Source organism: Amycolatopsis samaneae (assembly GCF_039541975.1).
Classification (GTDB): domain Bacteria; phylum Actinomycetota; class Actinomycetes; order Mycobacteriales; family Pseudonocardiaceae; genus Amycolatopsis; species Amycolatopsis samaneae.
On record NZ_BAABHG010000006.1, the window covers coordinates 138,903 to 159,532 of the forward strand.

A 20,630-nucleotide genomic window follows, 5' to 3' on the forward strand; every position below is an offset into this window, starting at 1 on the left:
CCCCGTCGGCCGAGTCTCGCGGCGATCCGTCACCGGTCGGTAAGAATTCGCCATCCGTCACATTTTGGTAAGCAGCGTAAGGATTTCCGACTGTCCACCCTGGACCTACCGTACAAGTCGTGACGGAATTCGAGGTGGATGTCGTGCTCCCCTGTCTGGACGAGGCCGGGGCGCTCCCCGGCGTCCTGCGCGCGCTGCCGCCGGGTTACCGGGCCATCGTCATCGACAACGGTTCGGCCGACGGGTCGCCCGAGATCGCCGCGGCGCACGGCGCGAAGGTGGTGCACGAACCGCGGCGAGGGTATGGCGCCGCCGTGCACACCGGCCTGACCCACGCCACCGCGGACATCGTGTGCTTCGCCGACGCGGACGGCTCGCTCGACCTGGCGGACCTGCCCCGGCTGGTCGGCGCGGTGCGCTCGGGCACCGATCTCGCGGTGGGCAGGCGGGTTCCGGTCAGCTCCCGAGCCTGGCCGTGGCACGCGCGGGCGGGCAACGCGGCGCTGTCGTCGCTGCTGCGCGGCCGGGGCCTGCCGGTGCACGACATCGCGCCGTTGCGCGCGGCGCGGCGGGAACCGCTGCTTGCGCTCGACGTCGTCGATCGTGCCTTCGGATATCCGCTCGAACTGCTGGTCAAGGCGCAGCGCGCGGGCTGGTGTGTGCGCGAGTTCGACGTCAGCTACGGCGAACGGGCCGCCGGGACGAAGTCGAAGGTGTCCGGGTCGGTGCGCGGTACCCTGCGCGCGGTCCGGGACTTCGGGCGGGTGCTGGCCCGATGAGCGTCCGGTTCTGTCTCCTCGTCGTGGCGAAGGCGCCTGTGCCGGGTTTCGCGAAGACGCGGTTGTGTCCCCCGGCCACCGCGGTCCAGGCGGCCGAGATCGCGGCGACCGCGTTGCTCGACACCCTCGCCGCGGTGCTCGCGACCCGCGACGCCGTGCCGGTCGTCGCGATGACCGGCGAGCTGGGCGAGGCCGCGCGAGGCACGGAGATCGCCGAGGTGCTGGGGCAGGTCACGGTCCTCGCCCAGCGCGGTGACGATTTCGGCGCACGCCTCGCCAACGCCCACGCGGACACCGCCGCCGCGTATCCCGCGCTCCCCGTGCTGCAGATCGGTATGGACACCCCGCAGGTCACGCCCGATCTCCTGACGAGCGCGGTGAATCCCGTGCTGCGCGGGGATTCCGGCGCGACGCTGGGCGCGGCGGAGGATGGCGGCTGGTGGGCACTCGGGCTGCGCGATCCGCTCGACGCCCGCGTCCTGGCCGAGGTCCCGATGTCGCGGCCGGACACCGGCGCTCGGACCCGGCGGGCGCTCACCGCGTCCGGGCTGTCCGTCACCGGGGTCGCCACACTGTCCGATGTGGACACGATCGCGGATGCTCGCCGGGTTGCCGCGCGATGCGTGAACGGCCGGTTCGCCCGCGCCGTGGCCGAGGTCGCCGGGCTGCCGGCGCTGGTCCGATGAACGCGGGCACCGAGTTCGACCAGGGTCTGCTCGGCCATCGATGTTGGCTGGAACTCGCGAACGGCGAGCGGGTCGAGCTGCCGGTGGCGCGCTGGACCGGCCGTCCGTGTCCTGGCGACGAGGTGCTGCTCGACGCCTGTGCCGGTCCGACGCTCGACATCGGTTGCGGACCTGGTCGGCTCACCGCGGCGCTGACCTGGCGGGGCGTCGCCTCGCTCGGCGTCGACAGTTCACCCACCGCGGTCCGGCTGACCCACCAGCGCGGCGGCGTGGCCTTGTGCCGCGACGTTTTCGATCGTCTGCCCGGCGAAGGTCGCTGGCGGCACGCGCTGCTCGCGGACGGCAACATCGGCATCGGCGGCGAACCCTCGGCGCTCCTGCGGCGGGCCGCGACGCTCGTCGCCGAGGACGGGGACATCCTGGTCGAGCTCGACCCGCCCGGCCACGGCCTGCGCCACGAACGCGTGCGCCTGCTGCCCGGTCGTCCCGGCGGCCGGTGGTTCACCTGGGCCTGGGTCGGCGCGGACCGGATCACCGAGGTCGCGTCCACCGCCGGACTCCGCGTCGGCTGGGTCGCCCGCCGAGGGCACCGCTGGTTCGCACAGCTGGAGAAGCCATGAAACGGTTACCGATCCCCGAAGAAGAGCGTTTCGCGGCGGCCTCGCACTCGGCGCGGGTGACGTCGCGGATCGGGCTGGGGCTGGCGATCACGTTCACCGTGTGCTTCCTGACCGGCCTCGTCAGCCATCTCATCCAGCACCCGCCCACGTGGTTTTTCTGGCCCAGCAGGCCGATCTGGCTCTACCGCGTCACCCAGGGCCTGCACGTCGTCTCGGGTATCGCCTCGATTCCGCTGTTGCTGGCGAAACTGTGGAGCGTCTACCCGAAGCTGTTCGGCAGGCCGCTCGTGCGTTCGGTCCCGCACGCCCTGGAGCGGCTGTCGATCCTGGTGTTGTCCGCGGCCACGTTCTTCGAGCTGACCACGGGCCTGTTTAACGTCGCGCAGAACTACCCGTGGACGTTCTACTTCCCGCAGGTGCACTACGCGGTCGCCTGGGTGGCGATCGGTTCGATCCTCGTGCACGTCGCGGTGAAGCTCCCCGTCCTCCGCCGGGCGCTGACCCGCGAACCAGCCGAGGCCCCCGTCCCGCCACCGGCCGGGTTGTCCCGGCGCGGGTTCCTGCGCACCACCTGGCTGACCGCCGGGGTGTCCGTGGTGGCGACCGCCGGTGCGACGGTTCCGTTGCTGCGTAACGTCTCCGGCCTGTCTTGGCGGACGGATCACGGCACCCAGGGCCTGCCGGTGAACCGCACCGCGAGCGCCGCGGGCGTGCGCCAGGCGGCACAGGACTCAGCCTGGCGGTTGTCCGTCGTGACCCCGGCCGGGGCGCGGACGTTCTCCCTCGCCGAACTGCGCGCGCTTCCGCAGACCACCGCCGAGCTGCCGATCGCCTGTGTCGAGGGCTGGAGCCAGTCGGCGAGCTGGCGCGGTGTCGCCGTTCCGGATCTGCTGCGGATCGTCGGCGCACCACCGGGATCCAGCATTCGAGTGTCCTCTTTGGAGCGCTACGGGCCGTATGGCGTGAGCGTGCTTCCCGGCGAGCACACGGCGGACGCGCTGACGCTGCTCGCGCTCGAACTCAACGGTGAGGTGCTCGATCTGGACCACGGCTTCCCCTGCCGCGTCATCGCGCCGAACCGCCCCGGCGTCCTGCAGACGAAGTGGGTCTCGAAGCTGGAGGTCCTGTGAGAACGGCGCGTGTACTGCTGATCCTGCCGGGCCTCGCCGCGCTGACCTGGGGCGCGCTCCTGTTCGGCGAGTACCTTTTCCCGCTCCGCGCCGACGTGCTCGGCACACTCGGCTGGCTCGTCGGCGGCCCGCTGGTGCACGACGCGGTGGTCGCGCCCGTGGTCGGGCTCGCCGGGCTCGGGCTGAGCCGCCTCGTCCCATCGCCGTGGCGCGCGCCCATGCTGGCCGGCACGGTCATCAGCGGAGTGCTGGGGGTGCTGGCGTTCCCGCTGCTGTGGCGGGCCTACGGCACGCCACCGATGCCCGGCCTCCACGACGGGCGTCCCGGCGTCGGCCTGGCGCTCACCCTCGCCGTGGTCTGGACGCTGGTCGTGCTGACCGGTGCCGTCCGGGCCGTGCTCGCCCGGCACCGTACAGACAAGAGCCACGCGCGACCGGCTTGAACGCCGGGTCGCGCGTGGCTTCGAGGTTCCGGCCCACCCAGAGCCGGAGCTGGTCTCGGCCGCCTTCCGGCGGCCGAGCGTCTGGGGTCAGTTGGGCACGGGCTGGCCGCCGAGGGTGACCTCGACCGTGCGGGAGTTGTTCAACGTGAAGGGGACCTTCTCGTCCGGCGCCCTGGTCCGGATCGCGGCGATCAGCGTGTCCGCCGAGTCGATGGTCCGGTCGCCGATCTTGGTGACCACGTCGCCGGGCTTGAGCCCCGCCTTCTCCGCCGGGCTGCCCTGCGTGATGTCGCCGAGCTGGGCGCCGCCACCGGGCGCGTCCTGCACCTTGGCGCCGATGTAGGTCTGCGTGGCCTTCCCGGTCTTGATGATGTCGTCGGCGGTGCGCCGGGCCTGGTCGATCGGGATGGCGAACCCGATCCCCACGTTCGCGCCCTCGGAGCTGCCGCCCCGGCCGCCGGAGGAGGACTGCGGGCTGTAGATCGCCGAGTTGATCCCGATGACCTGGCCCGCCATGTTCGCCAGCGGGCCACCGGAGTTGCCGGGGTTGATGGCCGCGTCGGTCTGCACCGCGTCCATCACCGTGGCCTGGTCGCCGTTGTTGCCGCCCGCGCGCACCGGCCGGTGCAGCGAGCTGACGATGCCGGAGGTCACGGTGCCGGTCAGCTCGAACGGCGAGCCGATGGCCACGACCGACTGACCGACGCGCAGATCATCGGAGCGGCCGAGCTCCACCGGGGTCAGCCCGCTCACGTTACTGGTCTGCACGACGGCGATGTCGGTCGTCGGGTCCCGTCCGATGATCTTCGCGGGGGCCTTCTTGCCGTCCGGGAAGACGGCCTGGATCTGGCCGCCGTTCGCGGCGACCTCGACGACGTGGTTGTTGGTCAGGATGTAGCCGTCGGTGCTGAGGACGAACCCGGAGCCCTCGCCCTGGGCGGTGCGCCCGGCGACCTGGAGTTCCACCACGCTCGGCGAAAGCTTCTTCGCGACGGACTCCACCGAGCCGGCGGGTGCGGCCCCGGTCTGCTGCGCGGGCTTGGGCGCGTCGAGCGCGTTGACGGCCGGCCCCTTGCTGGTGCCCGAGGTCAGGTAGCCCACGGTGCCACCCGCGACGCCGCCGACCAGCAGCGCGACGATCGCGACCCCGGCCAGCAGCTTGCCCGGCCCGGACTTCGCGGGGCGCGGCGCCGCCGGAACGGAGTAGATCGACGTGTCGCCCGGCCGGGCGTAGGGGTTCGTGGGCTGGGCGGTGGCTCCCGACTGCGCGTACGGGGCCTGCTGTGTTCCTTGGGCTTGCTGCGCTCCCTGGGCCGACCACGGGTTGGGCGCGCCGTAGGCGGGCTGTGTGCCGCTCACCGGGTGGTACTGCGGCTCACTGGGCTGGGCGTACTCGGGCAGGACCGGATACTGCGCGGCGGGAGCGGGTTCGGCCGCCGCGGCGGGCTGGGCCGGGACTCCCGACGGCGGCGTGGCGTCCGAGTGCGGCGCGGCCTCCGGCTGGCCGGTCTGCCCGGGGTCCGGCTGCGGCTGACCACCAGCGACATGACTCTGAGCAGCGGGGTCGTGCGCACTGGGGTCTTTCTCGGTCATGTCCTCACCTTGCGCGACGGTCCTGAGAGGTTCCTGAGTCGAACCTGTGCATCCTTGATGAGTATGGCGTGGCCTACCCGGCGTCGCGAAGCCTCTGGGCGATCTGTTCCGGAGTCGAGTCGTTCACCCACACGGCCATCCCGGACTCCGAGCCGGCGAGGTACTTCAGCTTGTCCTTGGCCCGCAGTACCGAGAACACCTCCAGGTGCAGCCAGCTCAGCTCGCGGTCCCGGCGCACCGGGGCCTGGTGCCAGGCGGCGATGTAGGGCAGCGGCCTGCCGAAGAGCGCGTCACAGCGCCGCAGCACGTCCAGGTACACCACCGCGAAGTCGTCCCGCTCGGCCTCGGTGAGTGCCGGGATGTCCGGTACCTGCCGGTGCGGCACGAGCTGGACCTGCACCGGCCAGCGCGCGGCCGGGGGCACGAACGCCGTCCAGTGCTCACCCGCCGTGACGATCCGCGCACCGGAGTCCCGCTCCGCGGCGAGCACGTCGCCGAGCACCGGGCGGCCGTGTTCGGCCTGGTAGGCGCGGGCGACCTCGATCATCCGCGCGGTGCGCGGCGTGACGAACGGGTAGCCGTAGATCTGTCCGTGCGGATGGTGCAGCGTGACGCCGATTTCCTCGCCGCGGTTCTCGAACGGGAAGACCTGTTCGACGCCGGGGAGCCCGGACAGCGCGGTGGTGCGGTCCGCCCAGGTGTCGACGACCGCGCGGACCTGCCTGGTGGTCAGACTCGCGAACGAGCCGTCGTGGTCGCTGGTGAAGCAGACGACCTCGCACCGGCCGCGGCCCGGCGCGACCGGCACCAGCCCCGCACCGTCCACAGTGGAGCCTTCGGCCGCGCCGAGCACGTTCTGCGCGAACGACGGGAAGCGGTTCTCGAACACCACGACGTCGTAGTCGGCTTCGGGGATCTCGCTCGGCTTCCCCGGCTTGCTCGGGCACAGCGGGCACAGGTCGGCGGGCGGCTTGTAGGTCCGGGTCTGCCGGTGCGCGGCCATGGCGACCCATTCGCCGGTCAGCGGGTCGCGCCGGATCTCCGACGCCGCCGCCACCGGGTCGAGGTCGCGGGTGTCCTCGGCGAGCCGTTCGGGCGCGCCCGGCTGGTCGAAGTAGATGATCTCCCGGCCGTCGGCCAGGTGCCTTACGGTGCGTTTCACGCTTCTTCTGCCTCGGCCGTCCCCGCCGTTTCGGCGATCATGAGCTCTCCCGCCCGTTCGGCGAGAATTTCCCTTGCCTGCTCGGGAAGTTCGTCGTCGCTGACGACGACGTCGGCCTCGTCGAGCCCGGCGATGGTGGAGATCCCGACGATGCCCCACTTGGTGTGGTCGGCGAGCACCACCAGCCTGCGCCCCGCCTCGACGAGCGCCCGATCGGTCTCGCTCTCGGTGAGGTTGGGCGTGGTGAAGCCGGGACCGTCGGCCATCCCGTGGACGCCGAGGAAGACGACGTCGAGGTGCAGGGACCGCAGGCTCTGCACCGCCACCGGGCCGACCAGCGCGTCCGAGGGCGTCCGCACGCCGCCGGTGAGCACCACCGTGCGGTCCTGCTGGTTCGCTCCGCGCAGCACGTCCCCGACCTGGATGGAGTTGGTCACGACGGTGAGGCCCGGTACGTGATCGAGCGCCCGCGCCAGCGTCCACGTGGTGGTACCCGCCGAGATCCCGATCGCGGTCCCCGGCCGGACGAGGCTCGCCGCGAGTTCGGCGATCGCCTCCTTCTGCGATCGCTGCCGCACGGATTTGGCCTCGAACCCGGGTTCGTCCGTGCTCTTGCCCATCACCGACGTCGCGCCGCCGTACACCTTCTCGACCAGGCCACGCCCGGCGAGCACGTCGAGGTCGCGGCGCACCGTCATGTCCGATACGCCCAGCCTCGTCACGAGATCACTCACCCGGACCGCGCCGGTCCGGCGAGCCTCCTCGAGGATCACCGCCTGTCGCTGCCGCGCCAGCACCGCAACTCCGTCCTCAACGCACTGTCCTGAACCGACTCGCGTTCCCCGCATGAACGCCCCAACCACACAAAATCCTACACGATTCAACATAGGATTCGCAGCGGCCGCGACTGCGTTCAGCCACAGTTCACTGCCGTGCGTAACCGGACGGAATCATTCCGGGGCGCCGGGCAGGCGAATCGTCAGCAGGGCACCGCCCTCCGGGGCGCGCGCGGCGTAGACGGCACCACCGTGCCGCTCGGCGGCGTGCTTGACGATCGCCAGGCCAAGGCCCGAACCGGGCAGGGTCCGTGCTTCCGAGGAACGGTAGAACCGGTCGAACACCTTGGGCAGGTCCTCGTCCGCGATGCCGGGCCCGGAGTCGGCCACCTCGACGACCGCGGTGCCGTCGCCGAGCGGGTAGAGCCGGACCCGCACGGTGGACCCGGACGGCGAGAACTTGACCGCGTTGTCCAGCAGGTTGAGCACCGCGCGTTCGAGGGCGCTGTTGTCGCCGGTGAGCACCCACGGCTGCAACGCGACGTCGAACTCGATCTCGCCCGCACGGCGCCGCGCCCGGTCGAGCGCACGCTCGATGACGTCCATCATCTCGACCCGCTCGAACTGCTCCTGCGGGACGTCCTGTCGGGCGAGCTCGACCAGGTCGCCGATGAGCTGCGTCAGCTCGTCGATCTGGCCGCGGATGTCGGCCTCGATGTCGGCGCGGTCCTCGTCGGACAGCGTCCGCGCGCCGGGCCTGCTCGCGGCGAGCAGCAGTTCCAGGTTGGTGCGCAGGGAGGTCAGCGGTGTCCGCAGCTCGTGGCCGGCGTCGGCGACCAGCTGGCGCTGGCGTTCCTGCGACTCCGCGACGGTGCCGAGCATGGTGTTGAAGCTCTGCGTGAGGCGGGCCAGCTCGTCGTCACCGCTGACCGGGATCGGCCGCAGGTCACCGGTACGGGCGACGCGCTCGGTGGCCGTGGTCAACCGGTCCACCGGCCGGAGCCCGGCACGCGCCACCGCGGTGCCCGCGGCCGCGGCCACCAGGATCCCGGCGCCCCCGATGAGGAACAGGACGACGGCGAGCTCGTTGAGGGCGCGCTTCGTCGGTGCCATCGACTGCGCCAGCACCATCGCCTGGCCGTGACCGGAGGACAGCGCGACCACCCTGCTGTCGGTGGCGAGGTCCGTGCGGATCGAGCTGGCCGCTTCCCCGGCCGCGACGGCGATCTCCTGGCCCCCGTACGGCGGCGCCACACCCGCCTGCGGGTAGGTCAGGGTGACCTCCTTGCCGATGTTCAGCTGCCCGATCTGCAGGTCGGCACTGGCCAGGAACGCGCCGGGGACCTGCTTGAGCTGCGTCTGCACCTGCGGCGACTGGACCGCCGCCTGCGCGCGGGCGATCAGGTTGTCGTCGAGCTGCTGGTAGAGGTTGCTCTGCACGACCAGGTAGGCGCCGAGCGACACCAGCGCCACGGCGCCCGCCACGCAGGCGGCGGCCAGTAGCGTCACGCGTCCGCGCAGCGAAAACCGGCGGGTGCCCCAGCGCGTGCCGCGCGGGTCGTCCTCCGTCACGTCGACGGTGGGGACAGCACCGGTCACGGCGGGGTTTCCCGCAGCACGTAGCCCACCCCGCGGACCGTGTGGATCAGCCGCGGCTCGTTCTCCGCCTCCGTCTTGCGGCGCAAGTAGCCGACGTAGACCTCCAGGGCGTTGCCCGAGGTCGGGAAGTCGTATCCCCATACTTCCTCCAGGATCCGGCCGCGGGTGAGAACGTGCTTCGGATAGGAGAGGAAGAGCTCCAGCAGCGCGAACTCGGTGCGGGTGAGGCTGATCTCGCGGGTGCCCCGGCGGACCTCGCGGGTGCCCGGATCGAGCGTGAGGTCGGCGAACGAGAGCACCTCGGAGGCCTGGGCGTCCTGGCCTTCCGGGAGGGCGCGGCGCAGCAGTGCGCGCAGCCGGGCGAGCAGTTCCTCGAGGGCGAAGGGCTTGGGCAGGTAGTCGTCGGCGCCGGCGTCGAGCCCGGACACCCGGTCCGACACCGTGTCGCGCGCGGTCAGCACCAGGATCGGCAGGTCGTCGCCGGTGCTGCGCAGCCGGCGCGCCACCTCGAGCCCGTCGAGCCGGGGCATCATCACGTCCAGCACCATCGCGTCCGGCCGGTTCGCGACGATCGTCTCCAGGGCCTGCGCACCGTCACTGGCGAGTTCGACCTGGTATCCGTTGAACTCCAAGGACCGCCGGAGGGATTCACGGACGGCGCGGTCGTCGTCCACCACAAGGATGCGCATGGCGACAGTCTTACTCAGCGTGCTGAGACTCGCCTAAGAACACACACAGAACCCACAAAGGATTTTCCCGCTCCGGATCGCCGCCCCACCTCACCCGTCACCGGAACCCCGGGCGACCGGCGCGTTCCACCGACGCCACAGCGCCAGCATCCGGATCGCGACCACGACCGCGGCCGCCACGACCGTCACCGGACCAGGCGGCAGTAACAAAGCGTGACCGACTCCCACGAGCGCCGCTCCGGCCAGCGCCGCCATCGCGTAGATCTCCTTGCGCAGCACGAGCGGTATTTCCCGGAGCAGCAGATCCCGCGCGACGCCCCCGCCGATCCCCGTCGTCATCCCGATCAGACACGCCGCGTACACGGTCGCCCCGGACGCCAGCGCGATCGTCGTCCCGGCCGTGGCGAACACCCCGAGCCCGATCGCGTCGGCCAGCAGCACCGCGCGGCGCAGCTTCGCGACCTGCGGGTGGAACGCGAACACGACCAGCGCCGTCGCCGCGCACACCGCGAGATAAGGCCAGTTGCGCAACGTCGTCGGCGGATGGATGCCGAGCAGGACGTCCCGGATGATCCCGCCGCCCAGCGCGGTGGTCAGGCCCACCACGACCACGCCGAAGACGTCCAGCCGCGCCCGCACCGCGGCGAGCGCGCCGGACGCCGCGAACGCGACGAGCCCCAGCAGCTCGAGCGCGGTGAGCAGCATCTACTTACTGGTCGAGCAGGCCGCCCCGGTAGGCCAGCAACGCGGCCTGGACCCGGTTGGCCGCGCCGATCTTGGACAACACGGCCGAGACGTACCCCTTCACCGTCGCCTCGGACAGATGCAGCCTGCCGCCGATCTCGGCGTTGGAAAGCCCTTGCCCGATCAACGCGACCACCTCACGCTCCCGTTCGGACAACGAGGCCAGCAGCTTACGCGCCGGCTGAGCGGCCCGCTGCTCGTCGCGGTGCGACTGGACCATCCGCGCCGCGACCCCCGGATCGAGCACCGCGCCGCCTTTGGCCAGGTCACGCACCGCGCGCAGCAACGCCGCCGGGTCGATGTCCTTGAGCAGGAAGCCGTTGGCGCCGAGCCGCAGCGCGAGGCTCACGTACTCGTCGATGTCGAACGTGGTCAGCATCGCCACGGTCGGCGGATCCGGCAGCGCCAGGATCGCCCGCAACGCGCGAATGCCGTCGTCAGGCGCCCGCATCTTGATGTCCAGCAGTGCCACGTCCGGGTGATACCGCCGCGCGACCTCGACCGCCGATCTGCCGTCGCTCGCTTCGCCCACGATCTCGATGTCCTGCGCACCGGACATCATGGCGCGCAGGCCCGAGCGGACCAGTTCCTCGTCGTCGGCGAACATGAGCTTGATCAACGAAGCCCTCCGGCAGCCGGTGGAGCGGGTTCCCCGCATCCCGTTAACGAAGGTTACCTACTGTTGTTCAGCAACCCGACACCAGACACGACCGAGTGACAGACTGGGCCAACCAGCTCAGACGCCCCCACCACCCGCCCGGGTGACGACCGACGTATGCCCACCCTTCACCCGCCCCCCGCACCACGTCCACCCCGGGCCCGCTAGAGTGTGGTCGGCAGTACATGCCCTCGTAGCTCAGGGGATAGAGCACCGCTCTCCTAAAGCGGGTGTCGCAGGTTCGAATCCTGCCGGGGGCACGGACGATTGGGCGATGTCTGTTCGCGGAGTGCGCGAGCCGGGATCGCCCGTTGTGTTTTCTGGGGCCGAGCCCCCAGACCCCGCCGGGGCAAGCCTCCGGCCCCCCAGTCGTGGTTGGGGCCGTCTGGTTGGTGTCCCGCCGAGCACGGGGTCAAGCGTTTTCACGGCGTGCCCAGGCCCTCGAGGAGGGTGGGATCAGGCGTTCTTCCATGATCGCGCGGCCCGCTTTCGCTGTCGCCGCGGCGAGCGGGCTCCCACGGGCTTTCGGCGCCTCCAACGCAGCTTCGACCGCCACCGCTCGATCGGGCGCGACACCGGCTGCGAGCCGGGACAAGCCACCATAGCCGCGTGCTCTGTCTGTCCATACGGGACGCGGTACGCGCGGCGAAGTGTGTTGGCGCGTCGTCTCGCTCGGCCGCGATGTCGGCACGCGAATCCCGTAACTCGGCCAACTCACCTTCGGCCTGATCTCGTTGTCCCGCAAGGCGATGCAGATTGCCGCGACGTTCTTCGAACTGGTCACGAACCAGCTCGTCGAACCGCGCGGGCAACGCGAGCGTATCCGGCTCTCCCACCCCATCGAGCACAGCCTGAAGACCACTGTGGATGTCGGGCAGCTCGGACGCATAATGCGACCACCAGGCACTCAGCCGGTCCGTAGCCTTCGCGCGAGACCGGGTGACCTCTTCGGCGGCCCGCGCCCCGGCGGCATCGGTCTTTCCCCTCCGCCGTCTCGTAGACATGCTGGACGGTGGCGCGTCGTTCCTGTGCCATACCGAGTTCGCCAGCACGTCACGGACCGCGCGGACGTCGTCCTGACGCTGCTCGATCCGGGCGCTCACCCAGACATAGAACCCGTCGTCACCCGCAGTGTCCTCGGGAGTCCATGTGATGGACGCGTCAACCGCGGCCTCGGCGAGGTTCGCGGCGTTCCGGGCGACCGCAGCCCTCGCAGCGACGAACAGTCTCTCGACCTTGCCCACGTCCGCTCCGCATCGGCCGCTCGCCCTGGCTTGGGTCCGCGCTGTGCGAGCCGAGGAGACCAGCCCGTCCACCAGTTCGGCCAACTGGTCCAGCCTGGCGCGGTCATCGGGCAAGCCTTACTGCGCCGGAACGACTCCAGGTGCGCGTGCTGAGCCCGCAGATCCCGCTCGAACCGGCTGGGCCTCGGCGTCGCCGCGCCGCAGTTTCTCGGCTTCACGAAGTTCCTCGGCTGCGGACAGCTCGCCGCGCGCCTGATCGACGGCCGCCAGCCGGTCCGAAACGACATCGACCGCAGCGCGGGCATGGGTACGGGTAGACGTAGTGCCGGTTTCGGTACTCGGCCAACGTCGCCGCGCGGGCGCCATCGTAACTGCGGTCGAGGACCCGCCAAAACGGTCGTCGAGCGCGTACACGTCGATACCCAACGCGTCGCTCTCATCCACCTTGTCGCCGTCTTCGCATGGCGAGCGCCCCGGATACGATCGGCGTGATGAGCCACCCGGATGACGACGAAGAACGCTGGCTACAGTTCACCGAGCAGGAGGCCCAGCTGAACCTGCGCGTGATGCTGGAACTGTGCGCGGCGGGTGAGGTCAAGGTCAGCGACAAGACCCTCCGGCCGTCCGCGGCCACGATTCGCACCATCACCGAGCACCTGGTGAATGGGGACTTCTACCCCGACGAGGCGATGGCGGCGTTCGCCTGGCCGCTGCTGCTCCAGGCCGGCGGCCTGGCCAAACCGGAGAAAGGCCGGCTCCAGCTGACCTCGAAGGGCCACGACGCGCTCAACAAGCCGGCGGCGGAGACCGTTCGCCTGCTGTGGCAACGCTGGCTGTCACATGCGGTCATCGACGAGTTCAGCCGAATCGAGCAGATCAAGGGCCAGCGCGCCGCCAACGTCCTGACCGCCGCCAAGCCCCGGCGGCAGCTGGTCTCGAAGGCCCTGGCCCACTGCCCGGTGGGCGAGTGGATAGCGGTGGACACGCTGTTCACGACCATGCGCCGGGGCAACATGAGCCCCACCATCGCGCGCAGCGAGATGGCGCTGTGGAAGCTGTACCTCGAAGATCGGGAGTACGGCAGCCTCGGCTACGACGGGTACTACCAGTGGTCACTTCTCGAAGGCCGCTACACCTTGGCCGTGCTCTTCGAGTACGCGGGCACGCTCGGACTCGTCGATCTCGACTACGTCGACCCCGTCGGCGCGCGTGACGATTTCCAACACACCTGGGGCGGCGACAGCCTCGACACGCTGAGCCGCTACGACGGCCTCGTGGCAATCCGGCTGACCGCATTGGGTGCCTATGTACTGGGTGTTGCGGACACCTACCAGCCGTCGGCCGTGGCGACCGCTGTCCAGTCGCTGAAGGTCCTGCCCAACCTCGACGTCGTCGCGACCGGAAAGGTCCCGGCACATGATCAGCTGCTGTTGACCGCGTTCGCCGAGCACACCGCGGACCACGTCTGGACCGTCTCCGCCATTAGCCTGCTCACTGCCCTCGAATCGGGCCGTGACCTCGCGGAATTCGCGTCGTTCCTGACCGAGCGAACCGACCACGAGCTGCCCGGTACCCTGACCACACTGCTCTCCGACGTCGGCCGCCGGGCCGGGCAGCTCACCGACCTCGGCCACTGCCGCGTGATCGAATGCGCCGACCTCGCGACCGCCGCGCTCATCGCCCGCGATCGAAGCCTCCGCACACTGTGCCGCCCGATCGGCGGCCGACACCTCGCCGTACAGCCCGCCCACGAGGCGAAGTTCCGCAAGGCCTTGCTGAAACTCGGCTACGTCATGCCGGGGCCGCAGTGAAACCGGGAGCGCCACAGCACTTCTTGTACTTGCACGCCGAGCCGCACCAGCACACGTCATTTCTCCCCGGCGGCCAGCCGACGCCGTCACCTTCGACGTGGGACAGCATCGCGATGTGCTGATGCGTCTCGGCGCTGGCCGGATCCATTCCCGTCCGCTCGGCGTGGCGTAAACGAAGTCGACGTCGAGTGAAACGACTGCGAGATCGAAGCGGACATCCGCGGCTCGCAGCTCGGTCTCGACCATCCGGCGATGAACGACGTGCGGCTCGTCGGAGTCACTCAGCTCGGTGAACACCTCGGGGAACGCGGTCACCGCCCGGTCGAACTCGTCGCGCGGCCAATAGGGAAAGGTCACCGGGAAGAAGCCGGGCCGAAATGCTTTCAGGATGGCGTTCTCGTCTTGCAGCCGCGCGACTTCCTGCCGCATCTCCGCGAGGTACTCACGGGTCCACAGCTGGCCGGCCTTCTTGCCGGGGTTGCTCCGCTCATACCACTCGAACCACGCCCGATCCCAGTCGTCCGGCGATTCGCCACCGAGCTTCCGCGCTTGGGCACGCGCCTCGAGCAGCTGCTCGAGTTGCTGATCATCCTCCAGCTGCCTGGAATCCACGAGCAGACCGCGGCAGCGGGTCACCCCGGCGGTGAACCAACGGAGGGCGGCCAGCGAGTCGTCCTGGTCCACCAGCAGATCACCGACGCACTGGTACACGTCCAGGTCCTTCGGGTGAGCGGCCCACAACTCGGCCAGAACCTCGCGCGCCCGATCGGGCTCGTCATGCTCGAACAGGAACCGGGCATAGTGCGTACGCGCGTCGCCGTGCACAGGGCCACCATCCGAGATCGCCATCTCGTACAACCGCTCGGCACGTTCGACCTCGCCGACCAGCGACCACTGCTCTGCCGCACTGGCCAACAGCTGCGCCCGCTCGTCCGGCATCCGCTCGGCCAGTCCCTCAAGCGCACGCGCCTCAGCCGCCGACGCACTCGTCATGCTCATCACCGTACGACCCCAGGCGGTGACGCGGCGCAGTGGTCGGGATGGTTGCCGCCACCTCGACGAGTCGCGACAGGGCGAAACTCGGTCATGTCACATCAGACCCCAGTTCTCACTTTTGCTCAAAAGACCTCCTCAGACTCAACTCGCGTCGATGCTCTACACTCACCGCCGCACGTAGCGTTCGATGCGTTCGCCGCCGCAGCGCCCTACAGCAACCCGAGGTCTTTCAACATGCGACGAACCAGCCTGTTAACCGCACCGAAGGCGGCACCACCGATCACCAATGCCACCACCGGATGAGCGCCAGCAAGGAACGTCACAAAACCGGACACCAGGGCACCGATCGCCGCCAGCAGCACTGCGAGCAAGACAAGAAGTACCCGCTCCCTGCTTGCGGTGGCACGAGACTTAACCATCTCTATGAGCCCCTTCACTCACGATGACGACCTCGGGCGGCCGCCGTTGCGACACCAGGTGGGCACCCTACTATATCCTCATGTTCGTGAAACGGAGACCCATGAGAACCCTTGAACTTGCCGACGGCGACCACGAACGCGTCATGCTTCTTGCGCGCGCCTGGCAGATTTCCGGCGGAGAGGTCGTGCGGCGACTACTCGACGACTTCGCCCAAGGTTCCGGTACCACGAGCGGGCCCTCGCGCCCCCCCAGCGATGGTGTTCCCATCTACGCTGACTATGAGGGGAACCACATCGAGGGGGTTTACCACAAGGCCACCAAGCGCGTCGACATCACCAGCGGCGTGCTCAGCGGAGGCTCGTACAAGAGCCCAAGCGGAGCCGCCATGGCAGTGGTCCAGGCACACAACCCCAACGTGCACGCCAACCGCAACGGTTGGTCGTTCTGGTTCATCGCCGAAAACGGCGCGGCCCTGCAAACGATTCGCCCCTAGAGCGAGCTACCGAATGAGTTCAACGCACTCATTGCCCGATTTGCGTAGTGAAACACACCTGGACACAGACCGCGCGGAGGCAAGCACACCGGTGGCACCAAAGTCCAGAAGCACACCTGAACAGGCACGATCGTCACGAGACGCCGCTTCTCCAGAACCGCTGCCACCCTAAGAGGTGACGTAGGTTACTATCCCACGCGAAGTCAATCCAGCGTCCGGGAGGGTACGCGTGGTAGTGACCAAGGAACTGATATGCATGGCGAATTCCCACATGCGCGGCAGGCGGTGCGTCGCGGGCATCCAGATCCGCTACGGCTATGCGAATTGGATACGCCCCATCAGCGAACGCGCAGACCACGCGCTTTCCGCGAGTCAACGCCAATATCCAGGCGGTGTGGAACCGCAGGTCCTCGACGTTATCTCGGTGCCACTGGACAGCAGTAGGCCGATGGGCTTCCAGTGGGAGAACTGGCGCATCGCTCCCAGTGCTCGCTGGCAGAAGGTCGGCCGAGTCGGATGGGACAAACTCCGCGAACTGGAGCAACGGCCCTCGACTCTGTGGGGCCAGAGTTACGGTGACAGCTCGGTCGGCGGCGTCAACAATCGTGTTCCAGTCCGACGTAGGCACATTCTGAGAGACTCACTCAAGCTCATCCGGGTCGACCATTTGAAACTAGACGTGGAGCTCGATCGCGACGGCAAGAAAAGACTGTGGGGAAAGTTCAACCACAACGGCCTAACGTATAGGTTACATGTAAAAGATGCGATGTATGAATCGAAATGCTTAGCGCAGAACGTCAGAAATCACGTATTAGGAGATTGTTTTCTCACAGTGAGTCTCACTTTGGGATTCAAGGAGTATGCTTATAAATTGGTGGCGGCAATTGTTGAGCGCACCAAATTTGAATCAGCCAGCAGGCCATGACGTCCGGCACGATACTCACCATCGGCCACTCCACGCACGACTTCCCAACATTGGTCGGGTTGCTTTGCCAGCACGGGGTCACGGCGGTCGCCGATGTGCGCTCCGTCCCCGCCAGCCGATTCACTCCGCAGTTCAACCGGGACTCGATGGAACGCGGTCTACGTAAGGTTGACATCAAGTATGTTTTCCTAGGCAAGGAACTCGGCGCACGCACGGAGGATCTCAGTTGCTATGTCGATGGGCGAGTGCAATACAGCCGCCTTGCGCAGAACTCTGACTTCGTCAGCGGAATTGACCGCCTGCTGAAAGGTGCGCAGGCTGAGCGGATCGCGATCCTGTGCACCGAAGGTGAGCCGCTGGACTGCCATCGCACGGTGCTCGTCGCCCGAGTACTCACCGAGCACGGGGTTACGATCGAGCATATCCACGGCGACGGGCAGATCGAGAGCCATGCCTCGGCGATGGAGCGTCTCATGACCAAGTTCGGGCTCGCGGAGGCCGACCTGTTCCACACGCGGACCGAGCGGCTCGGCGAGGCACTGCGCCGCCAGGAACTCCGGATCGCCTACGTCAACGAGGAACTCCGCACCGACGGGACAGCAGAAGCATGAAAATCCACACTATCGGATTCACCAAGAAGTCCGCCGAGAAGTTCTTCGGTCTGTTGCGCGCTTCAGGAGCGACTACACTGGTCGATGTCCGCCTCAACAACGTCTCACAACTGGCGGGTTTCGCCAAGCGCGACGACTTGAAGTACTTCCTCGATGAGATCTGCGGTATGGCGTACACTCACCGGCCCGATCTGGCACCTACGCAGCCGATGCTCGACGATTACAAGAAGCAGGGCACTGGCTGGTCGACGTACGAGGACCGGTTTCTGGAGCTGATGAGGCATCGCGGCATTGAGGACGCAGTCCCGCAGGAACTGCTCGACAATGCGGTCCTGCTGTGCAGTGAGGACAAGCCGCACAACTGCCACCGCCGACTGGTCGCAGAATACCTTGCGCAGCACTGGGACAACGTCGCGATCGAGCACTTACTCTAAGTATCCTCGACACTATATCTAGGTCCACCCCCACTTCGGACACCGTTCGGTTGACGCCACCCGAAGGGGCTACCTCTGCACTCACCGACGGACGGTACGGGATCATGACCACAGCGGCCGAAGTCAGGAGGGGACGACCGTGATCACTGTGGAGGCCTTGCGTGGCTATATCCTCGAAGAAATGCTCGCCCGGTTTCTGCGCGCTAGCGGCTATAACCTCCTGGTAAGCGCCGAGCAGGATCCGGATGCGTTGAAGCCTGGAGCACACGGACTGCTCGTCCGCGGGAGAGGCGCTGATCACCAAGCCGACGTGCTCGGCGAACTGGCGCTTCCAACACCATTTTCACTGCCCTTACGGGTGTTCGTCGAGGCAAAGTACCGAGGCGTCAAGGCAAATCTTCGCGACGTCCGCAATGCGCACGGTGTCGTGCACGACGTCAACGAGCAATACGCGACGGCCACCGCCGGAGCGCGTCGCTTTCCCATGCGGCGCCACCACTACCGCTACGCTCTGTTTTCCGCGTCCGGGTTCACCCGGCCTGCGCAGCAGTACGCTCTCGCCCAGCAAATCTCCCTGGTCGACCTGTCCGGCCCCGCGTTCACCAGATTGCTCGCCGCTGTTGACCGGGCCGCACGCGAAGTTCATGACCTTGCCAGGGAAGCCCGCGTTTCGCCGTTTCCTCGCGGCCAGCTCCGCACCGCCTTGCGACTCGCCTTCGACACGTGGACAGCCGACGAGTCGATTCGGGGGCAAGCCGTCTATGAAGATCCCGATGACGCTACCTGGCGAGCGCAGATGCTCAATCAAGCATCAAGAGAACCGATGGAGCTTCCGATGGACGCGCTCGGCGACGTCGCTGGCGATCTCGCCCGCTACCGGGATGACAGCCTCGCCCTCGGCTTCCCCGCAGCACCGTTCGTACTGGTCCTACGTCCTGACGACCCGCAGCGCTTCCGCGCCTACGTCGACGACAACGGAGCCGATATCCGCGTGCGAATCGAGTTCGCGGAGCGCCGGGTGGCTACCGGCGACTGGGTGATCGTGCCCACCGACGGTAGCCGTGGCTTCCAGCTCCGGTTCGCCCTGCCCACCCTGCTGGAGGACTGGCTACTCAGCGAAGGCGGCGCCGCCGGACTGCGCGCCCGCGACGTCAAGACAACGCTGCTGTCCTCGATCGCTCTCTTCCTGGACAACCGCCTCGTCCGTCTCCTGTTCGAGCCTCGTCGCCGAGGCTGACAGGCACCAGCCCATCATGCGCACTCTAAGTAACAGGAAGGCTGCGACTTGACTTGCTTGTGTGGCTTCACTTCGCAGCCACCGCTGAAGCCATATAACGGACAACATAGGCTTGGCGATACTGGCGTAGATCTCGAACCAGTACGCCGAGCAGTTCGCCGAGAATCGTCGCGTCCTCGGGCAGGCATTCGTCGATCTCGGAGCCAGCCTGCTCGGCAGGGTCGCCGAACTCGACCGGTGGTTGCCGTCTGAGGCGTGACGTCCGCGTTCGGTCCTAGCCGCAGGCTTATGATGTGAAACATCGTGGAACCCGTCGATCGACTCTCACGTGACCTGATGCCGTTGTGGCAGGCGCTCCATGTCAGGTTGTCCTCCGGCCAACCGGTGAGCAGGGTGAAGGTCGGGCCGCTTGACGCTGAGCAGCGGGCGGCGATCGCGGATCTGCTCGGATCCGAGCGGCTACCCGGCGAGTACGCCACCATCACGCTGGACAAGCTTGACCAGGCGCTTCGTGAGGTGACCGGGCTCGGCACACGGGACGTCGTGGCGAAGCTCGTCGGGCCGGTGGGTGACCGCGCCGACGAGCGGCGGCGGGCCGTGGCGGAGCGGGAAGAGTTGTGGGGCTGGCTGGCGGGTCATCCCGTGGTGGCTGCGCAACCGGCGCTGGCGGATTGGGTCGCTGGAGTGCGTCGTGCCGGGCTCATCGAAAAGTCCGCAGTACGTACGCGCGAGGAACTCCAGCGGGCGTTGCGGGTATTGGGCGAGTTGCCCGCGGCCGGGGTGCCGCTGCCGGTGTTCGCGGACGTCGTGCTGGGCGAGACGCACGCGCTGGACGAGGGCACGAGGTGTGCGGGCCTGGTCACCAGGGCGTTGGCGGCCATCTACGACGTCGCGCCGCCGGTGGACGCGCCGGAGCGACGGGCGCTGTGGGAGCGGGCCGGGATCGCGGACGACGAGTTGTCCTCGACGGTGCTTGCTGCCGGACTCCGTCTGCGCGGTGACGACGTCGTGAGCCGGATCCTCCACGCATGTGCGGAGGCGGGAACGGCTGCCGTCCTGACGTTGCAGCAGCTCAGGGCTGCCGAAAGCAGAGAAGCGCCCGAACAGGTTTGGGTGTTCGAGAATCCGAGTGTGCTGACGCTCGCGCTGGACAGGTTCGGCACGGCCTGCCCGCCGATCGTGTGTATCTCCGGGTGGCCCAGCAGCGCGGGGATTCTGCTGCTCAGGCGCCTCGGCGAGGCTGGCGCCCAGCTCCGTTACCACGGCGACTTCGACGGGGAAGGGCTGCGGATCGCCGCCAACGTCGCGGCCAGGACCGGGGCGGTACCGTGGCGGATGACCAGCGCCGACTACCTCGCCGCGGCCGGGGACGGTCCGCCGGTCGGGCGGGTCACGGCGGCGCCGTGGGACGCGGAGTTGGCTGGGCACCTGGTGAGGGTGGGTAAGACGGTTCCTGAGGAGCGGGTCGCGTCGGCGTTGCTCGACGAAATGGGCCAAGCCTACTGTGCTGATCATTACTGATCCGACCACAGCCACGGCCGAATGACTTCGCAGCAACGGTTACGTGCCACGTAGGGGTC

The 20,630-nt window shown here is 68.5% G+C and carries 23 protein-coding genes and 1 tRNA gene; 14 read left to right on the plus strand and 10 right to left on the minus strand.

Features of this window, described 5'->3' with window-relative positions; genetic code table 11:
* Positions 1-134: 134 nt before the first annotated feature.
* From ABD987_RS17275 to ABD987_RS17295, 5 genes are read left to right on the plus strand one after another with little or no spacing between them, the layout of a single operon-like run.
* The gene (locus tag ABD987_RS17275; protein ID WP_345394767.1) at positions 135-779 is read left to right on the plus strand and encodes a glycosyltransferase family 2 protein; all 645 of its coding nucleotides are present in this window, start codon (positions 135-137) and stop codon (positions 777-779) included.
* Positions 776-1,465: a TIGR04282 family arsenosugar biosynthesis glycosyltransferase gene (locus ABD987_RS17280; protein WP_345393828.1), complete on the plus strand. Its 690-nt coding sequence runs from the start codon at positions 776-778 to the stop codon at positions 1,463-1,465. Before ABD987_RS17275 ends, ABD987_RS17280 begins: the two co-directional genes overlap by 4 nt.
* On the plus strand, positions 1,462-2,085 hold the full coding sequence (locus tag ABD987_RS17285; RefSeq protein WP_345393831.1) for a class I SAM-dependent methyltransferase: 624 nt from the start codon (positions 1,462-1,464) through the stop codon (positions 2,083-2,085). Before ABD987_RS17280 ends, ABD987_RS17285 begins: the two co-directional genes overlap by 4 nt.
* Positions 2,082-3,215 (plus strand): molybdopterin-dependent oxidoreductase, encoded by a 1,134-nt coding sequence (locus ABD987_RS17290; RefSeq protein ID WP_345393834.1) that lies wholly within the window; start codon positions 2,082-2,084, stop codon positions 3,213-3,215. The genes ABD987_RS17285 and ABD987_RS17290 overlap by 4 nt, the downstream gene beginning before the upstream one ends.
* Complete coding sequence (locus ABD987_RS17295) at positions 3,212-3,658, plus strand: hypothetical protein (protein ID WP_345393837.1); 447 nt, start codon at positions 3,212-3,214, stop codon at positions 3,656-3,658. The genes ABD987_RS17290 and ABD987_RS17295 overlap by 4 nt, the downstream gene beginning before the upstream one ends.
* A gap of 87 nt (positions 3,659-3,745) precedes the next feature.
* Here the strand turns inward: ABD987_RS17295 and ABD987_RS17300 are convergent, their stop codons facing one another.
* The 7 genes from ABD987_RS17300 to ABD987_RS17330 all read right to left on the minus strand — a co-directional run bounded on the left by ABD987_RS17300 (position 3,746) and on the right by ABD987_RS17330 (position 10,840).
* Positions 3,746-5,251, minus strand: coding sequence for a S1C family serine protease (locus ABD987_RS17300; protein WP_345393840.1), 1,506 nt, complete (start codon positions 5,249-5,251; stop codon positions 3,746-3,748).
* A 73-nt stretch (positions 5,252-5,324) separates the two neighbouring features.
* Positions 5,325-6,413: a galactose-1-phosphate uridylyltransferase gene (galT, locus tag ABD987_RS17305; protein ID WP_345393843.1), complete on the minus strand. Its 1,089-nt coding sequence runs from the start codon at positions 6,411-6,413 to the stop codon at positions 5,325-5,327.
* Positions 6,410-7,210: a DeoR/GlpR family DNA-binding transcription regulator gene (locus ABD987_RS17310; RefSeq protein WP_345393846.1), complete on the minus strand. Its 801-nt coding sequence runs from the start codon at positions 7,208-7,210 to the stop codon at positions 6,410-6,412. Before ABD987_RS17310 ends, galT begins: the two co-directional genes overlap by 4 nt.
* 153 nt (positions 7,211-7,363) lie before the next feature.
* On the minus strand, positions 7,364-8,788 hold the full coding sequence (locus ABD987_RS17315; RefSeq protein ID WP_345393849.1) for a sensor histidine kinase: 1,425 nt from the start codon (positions 8,786-8,788) through the stop codon (positions 7,364-7,366).
* Complete coding sequence (locus tag ABD987_RS17320) at positions 8,785-9,477, minus strand: response regulator transcription factor (RefSeq protein WP_345393852.1); 693 nt, start codon at positions 9,475-9,477, stop codon at positions 8,785-8,787. Before ABD987_RS17320 ends, ABD987_RS17315 begins: the two co-directional genes overlap by 4 nt.
* 90 nt (positions 9,478-9,567) lie before the next feature.
* Entirely contained in the window at positions 9,568-10,182 is a 615-nt protein-coding gene (locus ABD987_RS17325; RefSeq protein WP_345393855.1) for a trimeric intracellular cation channel family protein, read from the minus strand.
* A gap of 4 nt (positions 10,183-10,186) precedes the next feature.
* On the minus strand, positions 10,187-10,840 hold the full coding sequence (locus ABD987_RS17330; RefSeq protein WP_247058120.1) for a response regulator: 654 nt from the start codon (positions 10,838-10,840) through the stop codon (positions 10,187-10,189).
* Positions 10,841-11,066: 226 nt separating this feature from the next.
* On the opposite strand from ABD987_RS17330, the gene ABD987_RS17335 reads away from it, so the two are divergent.
* Positions 11,067-11,139 (plus strand) — tRNA-Arg (locus ABD987_RS17335).
* A 162-nt stretch (positions 11,140-11,301) separates the two neighbouring features.
* Here the strand turns inward: ABD987_RS17335 and ABD987_RS17340 are convergent.
* Positions 11,302-12,123 (minus strand): hypothetical protein, encoded by an 822-nt coding sequence (locus ABD987_RS17340; RefSeq protein ID WP_345393870.1) that lies wholly within the window; start codon positions 12,121-12,123, stop codon positions 11,302-11,304.
* Positions 12,124-12,240: 117 nt separating this feature from the next.
* The gene (locus ABD987_RS17345; RefSeq protein ID WP_345393873.1) at positions 12,241-12,567 is read right to left on the minus strand and encodes a hypothetical protein; all 327 of its coding nucleotides are present in this window, start codon (positions 12,565-12,567) and stop codon (positions 12,241-12,243) included.
* A 47-nt stretch (positions 12,568-12,614) separates the two neighbouring features.
* Between ABD987_RS17345 and ABD987_RS17350 the strand changes: the two genes are divergently transcribed.
* Positions 12,615-13,934 (plus strand): helicase-associated domain-containing protein, encoded by a 1,320-nt coding sequence (locus ABD987_RS17350; protein ID WP_345393875.1) that lies wholly within the window; start codon positions 12,615-12,617, stop codon positions 13,932-13,934.
* Here the strand turns inward: ABD987_RS17350 and ABD987_RS44590 are convergent.
* Positions 13,915-14,082 carry an SEC-C metal-binding domain-containing protein gene (locus ABD987_RS44590; RefSeq protein WP_378273091.1) on the minus strand — a complete coding sequence of 56 codons (168 nt, stop codon included), beginning with the start codon at positions 14,080-14,082 and terminating at the stop codon, positions 13,915-13,917. The two genes, ABD987_RS17350 and ABD987_RS44590, sit on opposite strands and share 20 nt — an antisense overlap.
* Before the next feature lie 104 nt (positions 14,083-14,186).
* On the opposite strand from ABD987_RS44590, the gene ABD987_RS44720 reads away from it, so the two are divergent.
* The 7 genes from ABD987_RS44720 (at position 14,187) to ABD987_RS17385 (ending at position 20,571) form a co-directional block, all read left to right on the plus strand.
* Positions 14,187-15,233: a hypothetical protein gene (locus ABD987_RS44720; RefSeq protein WP_345393878.1), complete on the plus strand. Its 1,047-nt coding sequence runs from the start codon at positions 14,187-14,189 to the stop codon at positions 15,231-15,233.
* Positions 15,234-15,450: 217 nt separating this feature from the next.
* Positions 15,451-15,843: a hypothetical protein gene (locus ABD987_RS17360; protein WP_345393881.1), complete on the plus strand. Its 393-nt coding sequence runs from the start codon at positions 15,451-15,453 to the stop codon at positions 15,841-15,843.
* A 235-nt stretch (positions 15,844-16,078) separates the two neighbouring features.
* A complete protein-coding gene (locus ABD987_RS17365) occupies positions 16,079-16,768 on the plus strand; it encodes a dual OB domain-containing protein (protein WP_345393884.1) in 690 nt (229 codons plus the stop codon).
* Positions 16,765-17,379 carry a DUF488 domain-containing protein gene (locus ABD987_RS17370; protein ID WP_345393887.1) on the plus strand — a complete coding sequence of 205 codons (615 nt, stop codon included), beginning with the start codon at positions 16,765-16,767 and terminating at the stop codon, positions 17,377-17,379. The genes ABD987_RS17365 and ABD987_RS17370 overlap by 4 nt, the downstream gene beginning before the upstream one ends.
* Positions 17,376-17,813 carry a DUF488 domain-containing protein gene (locus tag ABD987_RS17375; protein ID WP_345393890.1) on the plus strand — a complete coding sequence of 146 codons (438 nt, stop codon included), beginning with the start codon at positions 17,376-17,378 and terminating at the stop codon, positions 17,811-17,813. Before ABD987_RS17370 ends, ABD987_RS17375 begins: the two co-directional genes overlap by 4 nt.
* 139 nt (positions 17,814-17,952) lie before the next feature.
* The gene (locus tag ABD987_RS17380) at positions 17,953-19,050 is read left to right on the plus strand and encodes a hypothetical protein (RefSeq protein ID WP_345393893.1); all 1,098 of its coding nucleotides are present in this window, start codon (positions 17,953-17,955) and stop codon (positions 19,048-19,050) included.
* Between the two features lie 336 nt (positions 19,051-19,386).
* A complete protein-coding gene (locus ABD987_RS17385; RefSeq protein WP_345393896.1) occupies positions 19,387-20,571 on the plus strand; it encodes a TIGR02679 family protein in 1,185 nt (394 codons plus the stop codon).
* Positions 20,572-20,630 lie beyond the last annotated feature (59 nt).

Bases quoted from the DNA above. Each gene is read 5' to 3' on its own strand.
- ABD987_RS17280 (WP_345393828.1), top strand. From the start codon at position 776: ATGAGCGTCCGGTTCTGTCTCCTCGTCGTGGCGAAGGCGCCTGTGCCG.
- ABD987_RS17285 (WP_345393831.1), top strand. From the start codon at position 1,462: ATGAACGCGGGCACCGAGTTCGACCAGGGTCTGCTCGGCCATCGATGT.
- ABD987_RS17290 (WP_345393834.1), top strand. From the start codon at position 2,082: ATGAAACGGTTACCGATCCCCGAAGAAGAGCGTTTCGCGGCGGCCTCG.
- ABD987_RS17300 (WP_345393840.1), bottom strand. From the start codon at position 5,251: ATGACCGAGAAAGACCCCAGTGCGCACGACCCCGCTGCTCAGAGTCAT.
- ABD987_RS17320 (WP_345393852.1), bottom strand. From the start codon at position 9,477: ATGCGCATCCTTGTGGTGGACGACGACCGCGCCGTCCGTGAATCCCTC.
- ABD987_RS17325 (WP_345393855.1), bottom strand. From the start codon at position 10,182: ATGCTGCTCACCGCGCTCGAGCTGCTGGGGCTCGTCGCGTTCGCGGCG.
- ABD987_RS17350 (WP_345393875.1), top strand. From the start codon at position 12,615: ATGAGCCACCCGGATGACGACGAAGAACGCTGGCTACAGTTCACCGAG.
- ABD987_RS44590 (WP_378273091.1), bottom strand. From the start codon at position 14,082: ATGGATCCGGCCAGCGCCGAGACGCATCAGCACATCGCGATGCTGTCC.
- ABD987_RS44720 (WP_345393878.1), top strand. From the start codon at position 14,187: ATGAACGACGTGCGGCTCGTCGGAGTCACTCAGCTCGGTGAACACCTC.
- ABD987_RS17360 (WP_345393881.1), top strand. From the start codon at position 15,451: ATGAGAACCCTTGAACTTGCCGACGGCGACCACGAACGCGTCATGCTT.
- ABD987_RS17370 (WP_345393887.1), top strand. From the start codon at position 16,765: ATGACGTCCGGCACGATACTCACCATCGGCCACTCCACGCACGACTTC.
- ABD987_RS17375 (WP_345393890.1), top strand. From the start codon at position 17,376: ATGAAAATCCACACTATCGGATTCACCAAGAAGTCCGCCGAGAAGTTC.
- ABD987_RS17385 (WP_345393896.1), top strand. From the start codon at position 19,387: ATGCCGTTGTGGCAGGCGCTCCATGTCAGGTTGTCCTCCGGCCAACCG.